6 protein-coding genes are annotated in these 7977 nt (G+C 70.0%); 2 read left to right on the top strand and 4 right to left on the bottom strand.

Annotation, left to right across the window (positions count from 1 at the left end; all coding sequences use genetic code 11):
* The coding region (locus VNR19_RS07515; RefSeq protein ID WP_325725419.1) for an inorganic phosphate transporter at positions 1-452 on the bottom strand (452 nt) is incomplete at its 3' end.
* Positions 453-703: 251 nt separating this feature from the next.
* Here VNR19_RS07515 and VNR19_RS07510 point away from each other — a divergent pair.
* Both VNR19_RS07510 and VNR19_RS07505 read left to right on the top strand, forming a co-directional pair.
* Complete coding sequence (locus VNR19_RS07510; protein WP_325725417.1) at positions 704-2839, top strand: S9 family peptidase; 2136 nt, start codon at positions 704-706, stop codon at positions 2837-2839.
* 544 nt (positions 2840-3383) lie between these two features.
* On the top strand, positions 3384-4007 hold the full coding sequence (locus VNR19_RS07505) for an endonuclease domain-containing protein (RefSeq protein WP_325725415.1): 624 nt from the start codon (positions 3384-3386) through the stop codon (positions 4005-4007).
* Between the two features lie 177 nt (positions 4008-4184).
* On the opposite strand, the gene VNR19_RS07500 is transcribed toward VNR19_RS07505, so the two are convergent.
* From VNR19_RS07500 to VNR19_RS07490, 3 genes are all read right to left on the bottom strand, one after another.
* Positions 4185-5213: an ATP-dependent 6-phosphofructokinase gene (locus VNR19_RS07500; protein WP_325725413.1), complete on the bottom strand. Its 1029-nt coding sequence runs from the start codon at positions 5211-5213 to the stop codon at positions 4185-4187.
* Positions 5214-5391: 178 nt separating this feature from the next.
* A complete protein-coding gene (locus tag VNR19_RS07495; protein WP_325725411.1) occupies positions 5392-5577 on the bottom strand; it encodes a hypothetical protein in 186 nt (61 codons plus the stop codon).
* Between the two features lie 107 nt (positions 5578-5684).
* Positions 5685-7847, bottom strand: a complete 2163-nt coding sequence (locus VNR19_RS07490; protein ID WP_325725409.1) for a DEAD/DEAH box helicase — start codon at positions 7845-7847, stop codon at positions 5685-5687.
* Positions 7848-7977: the final 130 nt, after the last annotated feature.

The raw sequence follows: 7977 nt of genomic DNA, 5'->3' as shown, positions 1-7977 counted from the left end.
CCGGCCGTGAGCGGGGCCAGGAGCGCCGGGAGGATGATCTTCGACATCACGACGCCGCCGTCGATGGCCTGGATGCCGAAGCCCACGATCGCGGCGCCGATGAGCCCGCCGAACAGCGCGTGGCTCGACGACGAGGGCAGGCCGAGCAGCCAGGTCACCATGTTCCAGGTGATCGCGCCGATGAGGCCCGCGAAGATCAGCTCGGGCGTGATGAGGATGCCGCCCTCGCCCTCGCGGATCAGGCCCCCGGAGATCGTCTTGGCGACCTCGGTCGACAGGAACGCGCCGATCAGGTTCAGGACCGCCGCGAGTGCGACCGCGACCTTCGGCCGGAGGGCACCCGTGGCGATCGGCGTCGCCATCGCATTCGCGGTGTCGTGGAAGCCGTTCGTGAAGTCGAAGAAGAGCGCCAGGGCGATCACCAGCGCGACGAGCAGGGCTGCGGTTTCCACCGTTCGCTTTCGTGAGAATGAGGGGAAGATCTGAGAGGTGCCGACGGGATCGGCGTGACGAACGAACAGTTCACCGTGATTTCAGGAACCGGCAACCGGCCACAGAAATCCTTACACCGCGGTCGCCCCCGGTCAACTCAGGACGCCGCGTCGGAGGGGTGTCCCGGCAGACGGTCAGGGCCCGTCCAGGCTGAGCGCGTCCGTGCGGGCGAATCGGATGCTCGGGCGGGCGCCTCGACTACCGTTGACCTGTGACCGCCAACGACCCGTCCGCGCCTCCGATCGACACCGTCTCCGCCCCGGTCGCCCCGAAGCGCCCGGTCCGTCGCAGCCACCACGGCGACGACGTCGACGACCCGTACGAGTGGCTCCGCGCGAAGGACGATCCGGCCGTCATCGCGCACCTCGAGGCCGAGAACGCGTACACACGTGCCAGAACCGCGCACCTCCAGCCGTTGCGCGACCGCATCTTCGCCGAGATCAAGGGCCGCACGCTCGAGACCGACCTCTCGGTGCCGACGCGCCGCGGCGACTGGTGGTACTACGGGCGCACGGTCGAGGGCAAGCAGTACGGCATCCAGTGCCGCGCTCCCCTCGCCTCCCCGGACGACTGGACCCCGCCCGAGCTCTCCCCCGACGTCGAGGTGCCGGGCGAGCAGGTGCTCCTCGACGGCAACGTCGAGGCGGAGGGGCACGAGTTCTTCTCGCTCGGCAGCTTCGAGGTGTCCAACGACGGCACGCGCATGCTGTACGGCGTCGATGTCGCCGGCGACGAGCGCTACACGATCCGCGTGCGCGACCTCGTGACGGGCGAGCAGCTTCCCGACGAGATCCCGGGCACGTTCGCCGGTGCGACGTTCTCACCCGACGGTCGCTTCATCGTCTACACGACCGTCGACGACGCGTGGCGCCCCGACACCGTGTGGCTCCACGAGCTCGGGACTCCCGTCTCCGAAGACACGAAGCTCTTCCACGAGCCCGACGAGCGGTACTGGGTCGGTGCGGGCTTCACGCGCAGCGACCGCTACCTCGTGATCGGCCTCGGCTCGTCGATCACGAGCGAGGAGTGGCTCGTCGACGCGGACGATCTCCGCTCCGAGCCGCGCGTCGTGTGGCCGCGCGTCGAGGGCGTCGAGTACGACTCCGAGCACGCCGTCGTCGACGGCGAGGACGTGCTCTACGTGCTCCACAACGACGGAGCGCTCGACTTCGAGCTCGTGAAGGTCGCGGCATCCGACCCTTCCGGCTCCCGTGAAGTGGTGATCCCGCACGAGCCGGGTCGCCGCCTGCTGGGCATGTCGACGTTCCGCGACTGGGGGGTCGTCGCCTACCGGCGCGACGGAATCGCCCGTATCGGCCTGCTCGACTACGCCGACGGCGCCGTGCGCGAGATCGCCTTCGACGAGCCGCTGTACTCGGTCGGCACGGGCGGCAACCCCGAGTGGGCTCCCCCGCTGCTGCGGCTCGGCTACGGCTCCTTCGTGACCCCCAGCACCGTCTACGACTACGAGATCGCCACCGGCGAGCTGCACCTGCGCAAGCGGCAGCCCGTGCTGGGCGGCTACGACCCCGCCGACTACGCGCAGGCTCGCGTGTGGGCGACGGCGCAGGACGGCGTGCGCGTGCCGATCTCGCTCGTGTGGAAGCGCTCGTTCGGCGAGGCGGGCTCCGCCCCTCGGCCCGTGCATCTGTACGGCTACGGCTCGTACGAGCACTCGATCGAGCCCGCGTTCTCGGTGCCGCGCCTGTCGGAGCTCGACCGCGGCGTCGTGTTCGCCGTCGCGCACGTCCGCGGCGGCGGCGAGCTCGGTCGCCAGTGGTACGAGGACGGCAAGCTCCTCGCCAAGCGCAACACGTTCACGGACTTCGTCGACTGCGCGCGGCACCTCGTCGAGAACGGCTACACGACGCCGCAGCAGCTCGTGGCCGAGGGCGGCTCGGCCGGTGGACTGCTCATGGGCGCGGTCGCGAACCTCGCGCCGGAGCTGTTCGCCGGCATCCTCGCCGATGTGCCGTTCGTCGACGCGCTCACGACGATCCTCGACCCGTCGCTGCCGCTCACGGTCATCGAGTGGGACGAGTGGGGTGACCCGCTGCACGACGCCGACGTGTACGCGTACATGAAGTCGTACTCGCCGTACGAGAACGTGCGGGGGGGTGTCACCTACCCGAAGATCCTCGCCGTGACCTCGCTCAACGACACGCGCGTGCTCTACGTCGAGCCGGCGAAGTGGGTCGCGCGCCTGCGCGAGGTCGGCGCCGACGCGCTCCTCAAGTGCGAGATGGTCGCCGGCCACGGCGGCGTGAGCGGACGCTACAACGCGTGGCGCGAGCGCGCGTTCGAGCTCGCGTGGCTGCTCGACGTGCTCGGTGTCGCGGACGCCTGATGTTGCGCGGGCGCGTCACGCGGGCGCCCTCTCGCCGAGATCAGGACATCCCTCTCGCCGAGATCAGGACATCCCTCTCGGCGAGATCAGGACATCTGGCGTTCGCAGGAGATTCCAGCGCAAGACCCCCTGAATCGGCCAGATGTCCTGATCTCGGCGAGGGCGAAGGCCCGGATGCTTCGGCGACAACTCCTCCCCAGGCCGAGAGTGGGCCGGAGTCCGCCTCATTCCGGCTCCCGTCCACACGAGGCGGCGAACGCCGAACGACAATCGCCGGATGGCGTCCGGAACTCTCCGCTCATCAGACCGACGAGGCGCGCTTGTCGCCTGGATTCGTCGACGCCACGGCGTTGCCCACACATCGGATGCGCGTGCGCGCGGCTTCACTGCCTACGACATCGGTGAAACGGTGGCCGCCGGCGCGCTTGTGCGAGTGCGCCGATCGTGGCTCGTCACTCCAGACTGCGATGAGCGGCGCGTCGCGGCCGCACGGGTCAGCGGCAGACTCACCTGCGTGAGCGCGGCTGCGCTTCGTGGATGGTGGATGCCCGATCTCGAAGTGCCGGCCGTGCACGTCGCCGTGGCGTCGACCGCGTCACGGATCCCCACGGACGGCCTTCACGTGCACTGGGGAAGTGGACCGTCCCCGGTCGGGCGGAACGCGAACGAAGATCCGATCCTGAACGTGCTCTTCCACGTCGCGCACTGCCTGCCGAAGAGCGACGCCCTCGCGGTCTGGGAGTCGGCGATCCGCAGAGGAGAAGCCGACCCCGACGTGCTCGCTCGCGTCGCGTGGCGAAGCACGCAAGCATCCGAACTCGCGGATTCGGCCTCATCCCTGTCGGACTCCGGACTCGAGACGAGATTCGTCGATGGAATGCGAACAGCAGGCGTCGTGGTCCGCCAGCAGGTGTGGATCGATGGACACCCGGTCGACGGCCTTGTCGGCACGTCGCTCGTCGTGCAGATCGACGGATTCGCACACCACGGAACGGCCGCCGACCGCCGCCGCGACATCGCCGCAGACGCCCGGCTGACGGTGCGCGGCTACGTTGTGCTCCGCTTCGACTACCGGCAGATTCTCTTCGATTGGGACCGCGTCGTCGACACCGTCGTGACGGCCATGTCGCAAGGCGCGCACCGGCGTCGAGTGCAGTCACACCGGTGATCGTCCCCGAATCCACCGAGCCCGACATGCTGGGCGTCGAGTGCATGCCCTGGCGTCGCCCGAATCAGGACATCTCGCCGCAACAGGACGGATCGAGGCGAAACATCCTGATTCCGCAAGATGTCCTGATTCCGGCGGATGAGGTGCTCTCCGCCCGTCGCGGACGCCTGAGCGCGCTCAGCCGAACAGCGCCGCGGCCTCCTCGTAGCGGTAGAGCGGCACCGTGTTGAGCTCGCCCAGCGCGTCGATGAACGGCACGCGCACGATGTCTGTGCCCCGCAGGGCCACCATCTGGCCCCACGCGCCGTCGACGACGGCATCCGCCGCCGCGAGGCCCAGGCGCGTCGCCAGCACTCGGTCGAAGCCCGACGGCGAGCCGCCGCGCTGGATGTGACCCAGCACCGTCGCTCGCGTCTCGATTCCGGTGATGCGCTCGATCTCGGGCGCGAGCACTTCGCTGATACCGCCGAGTCGGGGACGGTTGAACGCGTCCAGGCCCTTGTCGCTGTACGCCTCGTCCATGCCCTTGAGCGTGAAGCCCTCCGACACGACCACCAGCGGAGCGCGGCCGCGGTCGTGGGCCTTCGAGACGAGGTCGCAGATCTCCTCGATCGACATCGGCACCTCGGGGATGCAGATCGCGTGCGCACCCGCCGCCATGCCCGCGTGCAATGCGATCCAGCCGACGTGCCGGCCCATGACCTCGGCGACCATGCAGCGCTGGTGCGAGTCGCCGGTCGTGCGCAGGCGGTCCATGGCGTCGGTCGCGATGTTGACGGCGGTGTCGAATCCGAACGAGTAGTCGGTCGCGCGCAGGTCGTTGTCGATCGTCTTCGGCACGCCGAGCACGTTGATGCCGTCGTTCGACAGGCGGTTCGCGGCCGCGAGCGTGCCCTCGCCGCCGATCGCGATGATGCCGTCGATCCGGTGGCCGTAGAGCGTCTTGGCGATGTTCTCGGCGCCGCCCCGCGGACCCTCGTACGGGTTCGTGCGGCTCGTGCCGAGGATCGTGCCGCCGACCTTCGACAGACCCTTCACCTCGTGACGGGTGAGCGGGAAGAAATCCGCGTCGACGACGCCCCGCCACCCGTCGCGGATGCCGACGAACTCGAGGTCGTACGACGTCGTGCCCTTGAGCACGACACCGCGGATGACCGCGTTGAGTCCGGGGCAGTCGCCGCCGCTGGTCAGGATACCGATCTTCATGCTGAGTCCTCGCTGTCGGGTGAGTCGTCGGCGACGGTGCCTCACCCGAGATTAGTGCCGGACGAGGCGGCCGTGCCACACGGCCCGCATCGACCGGTGGAAGGGGGCGTGAGCCGACAAGACACGACGGATGCCGCGACCGCGGCGCCCGCGGCATCCGTCGCTCTTCGCGCTTCGGTCAGACCTGCGGCTCGCCCTTGCTGCCTTCGCGTGCCGCGCGCTCGTCGGCCTCCGCGCTGTCGATCGCGTCAGCGTCGATGTCGCGGTCGAGCGGTTCCTCGCTGTCGGGCGCGAGGGCGCCGTCCGGTGTGCCGAGCAGCCGCGCATCGGGCTCGTCGGTCGTGGGCTGTGTGGGATCGGACATCGTCGGCCTCCTCGTGTCGGTGGCGACGACGCTACGAGCGCGAGGCCCGTGCGCGCGACGGGGTTGACGCGGGCGCGTGAGCGCCACCCGCCGATGCGTCCTCGAGCTCACTCAGCGCCGAGAGCCCGGCGCGTGAGGTGCATGAGGGCCGAGAGCTGCACCGAGTCGCTCGACTGCGGGTCGACCGCCACGCCGTCGAGTGCGCGCTGGGCGAGGCCCTGCTTGGAGTCGATGAGCTCCGCGATCTTCGTGTCGATCGTGTGGGCCGCGATGATGCGCCACGCGGTGACGGGCTCGTCCTGTCCGATGCGGTGCACGCGGTCGATCGCCTGCGTCTGCTCGGCGGCCGTCCACGACAGCTCCGCGAGCACGACGTTCGACGCCGCCTGCATGTTCAGACCCACGCCTGCCGCAGTCAGCGAGCACACCGCGATGCCGACGCCCGGATCGTTGTTGAACGCGTCGATCGCCGACTGGCGCGCCGGGGTCGTCTGATCGCCGCGGATCGACACGGTCCGCAGGCCCGCGGCGGCGAAGTGCGCCTCGGCCTGATCCATGACGTCGATGTGCTTCGCGAAGAACACGACCTTGCCCACCGAGCGCTGCAACTGCACGGCGTAGTCGGCGGCGAGCTGAGCCTTCGCCTGACCGATCTTGCGCACCATCGTGAAGACGTTCTCGGAGCCCGTGCCCGCGGCCTTCGACTCGTCGAGCTCGTTCTGGGCGACCATGCGCACGATGTCGTCGTCGATCTCGCCGGGCGCCATGACGCGGTGGGACCGCGACTCGACGATGCGGCGGTACCGCGCGGCGAGGCGCTCGCCGAGCTCGCGCTCGGCCTGGCGGATCGACCTGCCGAACTCGTCGTCGAGCTCGACGGGGAGGTCGGCGATGAGCTTGTCGGGGAGGTCGGCCGCGACATCGGTCTTCAGGCGCCGCACGATGCCCATGGAGATGACCGCGTCGCGCGCTTCGGGGTAGAACGCCTTGTCTGCCGGCGTGAGGCCGGTCGCGTCGAGCTTCTCCATGAGCGCCGGACCGGGCTTGTCGCCCGACGGCACCGTCCACCCGAGGAACCGCCAGATGGCGTCGAAGTCCTCGACGTCGTTGATGAGCGGCGTACCGGTGAGGGCGAGCATGAGCGGGTCGCGCACCTGCTCGCGGATGCGGGCGGCCAGCGCCAGCACGTTCTGCGAGCGCTGCGACGTGAGGTTCTTGATGAAGTGCGCCTCGTCGACGACCATGCCCTTCAGTCCGATGGTCGACAGCCACGACAGGTGCCGGTCGAGGATCTCGTAGTTCACGATGAACACGTCGGCGAACGCGTCGATGTCCTCGCCGTCGCCGTGGATGACGGTGGCGCGGCGCTGCGGCGTCCAGCGCTCGACCTCGCGCGCCCAGTTCATCTTGACGACGTTGGGCACGACCGCGAGCAGCGGGTAGGCGCCGGCGACGGATGCGGCGAGCACCGACTCCGCGGTCTTGCCGAGGCCCGGCTCGTCGGCGAGCAGGAACGTGCGGTGGCCCTGCCGGACGGCCTCGAGGAACCGCGACTGGTGCGGCATGACCTCGAGCCCCTTCGGCGAGACGCGGTCGAACTCGGGAACCGGGGGGAGCTCCATCGTGGCCGAGCCGCCTCCGGCGCCCATCTCGAACGCCTTGTACAGCGGGCCCATGAGCTCCCACCCGTCGAGGCGACGGCGCGGGGTCTCCTTCGGCATGCGCAGCGTGAGGTCGGGCGCGAGGAACGGATTCGCCTCGCGGCGCGACTCGACCTGCGGCGGCACGACCTGACGCTCGGCGAGCGCCGCGGGCACGACGGGAGCCGCGACCGGCGACGGGATGTCGGCGATGACCAGCTCCTCGTCGGGCAGCTCGGCGCCGGACTCGAGCAGCCAGTCGCGGCGCATCCGGCGCGCGACCGGCGAGGTCGCCTGATCGGCCTCGAGCAGCTGGATGAGCGACGTGTCGCGTGCAGCCGTCTTGGCGAGGATCGTCGCGACGCCGTCGAGGCGCTTGAGCAGTTCGGCGCGCGCGGCATCCGTGATCGTCGTGTCGTTCTTGACGCGCGCACGCTCCTCGCGGACGAGGAACGCGATCACCTGGAACTTGACGCGGTTCGTCGGGCCGAGCTTTCCGCGCTGGGCCTTGGCCTCGACCTCGCGCACCTTGCGCGCGAGGATCGGGATGATGGGGGCCTCGTCGTCGCGGCGCGCGGACGAGGACTTGCGGCGTCGGGACGCCGTCTGGGCGGGTGCCGTGGTCGGCATGCTCCTCCTGAGCCTGTGTGCCGGGATGGCCGGCTGACCAGTCGGGACGGGTCATTCATGCGTGCTCCCGCGGGCGGCGGATGGCGCCGTCACGGACGCGGGACCGGATGCCTCGCCCGCCGGCCGCTGG

Origin of the sequence: Microbacterium sp. (assembly GCF_035556355.1) — a bacterium.
GTDB lineage: Bacteria > Actinomycetota > Actinomycetes > Actinomycetales > Microbacteriaceae > Microbacterium.
Note: the sequence above shows the minus strand (reverse complement) of the source record. Positions and strands in the feature narration are given on the sequence as shown.